This window comes from Amorphus sp. MBR-141 (assembly GCF_053628695.1).
In genome coordinates this window covers 1-2,509 of the sequence record NZ_JBRJGW010000076.1, presented here as the reverse complement: position 1 = coordinate 2,509, position 2,509 = coordinate 1, and the positions used below count along the sequence as shown (strand labels likewise).

The 2,509-nt window shown below is 62.3% G+C and carries 2 protein-coding genes; both read left to right on the top strand.

What is annotated here, in order from left to right; genetic code table 11:
- Window positions 1–122 precede the first annotated feature (122 nt).
- Window positions 123–1,619 (top strand): IS21 family transposase, encoded by a 1,497-nt coding sequence (gene istA / locus ACSSVZ_RS28030; RefSeq protein WP_453974154.1) that lies wholly within the window; start codon window positions 123–125, stop codon window positions 1,617–1,619.
- A complete protein-coding gene (istB, locus tag ACSSVZ_RS28025; protein ID WP_453974153.1) occupies window positions 1,616–2,374 on the top strand; it encodes an IS21-like element helper ATPase IstB in 759 nt (252 codons plus the stop codon). Before istA ends, istB begins: the two co-directional genes overlap by 4 nt.
- Window positions 2,375–2,509 lie beyond the last annotated feature (135 nt).

Genomic DNA, 2,509 nt, shown 5'->3' with positions numbered 1-2,509 from the left:
TGAAAGCGGCGGTGCAAAATTCGACCACGGTAGCGGCGGGATAGTCTCGCTTCGGGCGGCGTAAAAGTCGTCCACCTATTTCCCTTCTGCAACATGTGCAGGAGGGTCAGGGGATCTACACCGTGGAACTTTATTTGAAGGTGCGACTGGCGGTTTCGGAAGGGATGAGCCGACGTCAGGCTGCAAAGCATTTCAACATCTCGCGCGACAGCGTTTCCAAGATGTTGGCTTATTCGACGCCCCCGGGCTACCGCCGGCAGGCTCCGGTGCGTCGGCCGAAGCTGGACGCCTTTGTTTCGACGATTGATCACTGGCTTGATGAGGATAGACAAGTGCCGCGCAAGCAGCGCCATACGGCAAAGCGGGTGTTCGACCGGCTTCGCGACGAATGCGGGTTCACCGGCGGCTACACGATCATCAAGGATTACATGCGCGAGCGTGAGCAGCGCCGCCAGGAGATGTTTGTGCCGCTGTCGCATCCGCCCGGCCATGCGCAGGCCGATTTCGGCGAGGCGATGGTGGTGATCGGCGGCGTGGAACGCAAGGCGCGCTTCTTCGTGCTCGACCTGCCGCACAGCGATGGCTGCTATGTGCGCGCCTATCCGGCGGCGGTGGCCGAAGCCTGGGTGGACGGCCACATTCATGCGTTCGCCTTCTTCGGGGCCGTGCCGCAATCGATCGTCTACGACAACGACCGCTGCCTGGTGTCGAAGATCCTGGCCGATGGCACACGCAAGCGCGCGGCGCTGTTCAGCGGCTTCCTGTCCCACTACCTGATCCGGGATCGCTATGGCCGTCCGGGCAAGGGCAATGACAAGGGAAGTGTCGAAGGCCTGGTCGGCTATGCCCGTCGCAACTTCATGGTGCCGATTCCGCAGTTTGCGACATGGGAGGCGTTCAACGTCTGGCTGGAAGAGCAGTGCCGCAAGCGCCAGCGCGACAGGCTGCGCGGCGAGAACGAGACGATCGGAGAACGGCTGCAGCGCGATCTTGCTGCCATGCGCCCGTTACCGGCTTCGCCATACAACGCCTGCGACCAGGTCAGCGCCAAGGTGACCGCTCAGTCGCTGGTGCGCTACAAGACCAACGACTATTCCGTCCCCGTCGCCTATGGCCATCAGGATGTCTGGGTCAGAGGTTATGTCGACGAGGTGGTGATCGGCTGCCGTGGAGAGATCATCGCCCGCCATCCGCGAAGCTGGGAACGGGAAGACGTCGTCTTCGACCCGCTGCATTACCTGCCGCTGATCGAGCAGAAGATCAATGCGCTGGATCAGGCCGCACCATTACAAGGCTGGGACCTGCCCGGGGAGTTCGCCACGCTGCGTCGCCTGATGGAGGCGCGGATGAACAAGCACGGCCGGCGCGAGTATGTGCAGGTTCTGCGTCTTCTGGAAAGCTTCGACCTCGCCGATCTGCATGCGGCGGTGAAGCAGGCCCTTCAAATCGGGGCGATCGGCTTCGACGCGGTCAAACATCTCATCCTGTGCCGGGTGGAGCGCCGGCCACCCAGACTGGACCTTTCCATCTATCCCTACCTGCCGAGAGCGACCGTCGAGAAGACCTCGGCCAAAGCCTACATGCGGCTTCTATCGTCGGATGCGGGAGAAGCGGCATGAGCACCGAAGCTCCCGAGATCCTGCTCGCCCATTACCTCAAAACCCTGAAGCTGCCGACCTTCCAGCGCGAGCACCAGAAGCTGGCCCGGCTATGTGCCACCGAAGGCGTTGATCATATCGGATACCTGTTCCGGCTTGCCGAGCGGGAGATGATCGAGCGGGATCGTCGAAAGGTCGAGCGCCGCATCAAGGCGGCAAAGTTCCCGGTCGTCAAAAGCCTCGACAGCTTCAACTTCGCCGCTATCCCCAAGCTCAACAAGATGCAGGTGCTGGAACTGGCGCGCTGCGAATGGATCGAGCGCCGCGAGAACGTCATCGCACTCGGTCCCAGCGGCACGGGTAAGACCCATGTCGCGCTCGGCCTAGGCCTGGCCGCCTGCCAGAAGGGCCTGTCGGTCGGCTTTACCACCGCCGCCGCCCTGGTCAGCGAGATGATGGAGGCCCGTGACGAACGGCGGCTGCTGCGCTTCCAGAAGCAGATGGCCGGCTACAAATTGCTGATCATCGACGAGCTGGGCTTCGTGCCGCTTTCCAAGACCGGAGCGGAACTGCTGTTCGAACTGATCTCGCAACGCTACGAACGCGGAGCCACGCTGATCACCAGCAACCTTCCATTTGACGAATGGACAGAAACACTGGGGTCCGAGCGTCTGACCGGCGCGCTGCTCGACCGCATCACCCACCACGTCAACATCCTCGAGATGAACGGCGAAAGCTACCGTCTCGCCCAAAGCCGCGCTCGAAAGGCCGGCTGAAACCCTCACAAAAACCGCCGACGCTGCAAGCGGGAAACTCTGGTCGGGCTACGCCCTCCCGACGTTCCCCGCTTGCAGCGTCAAGTGGCCTACTTTTGCGCCGCCCAATGGCCCGGTTTTGCTCCGCCGTTGACA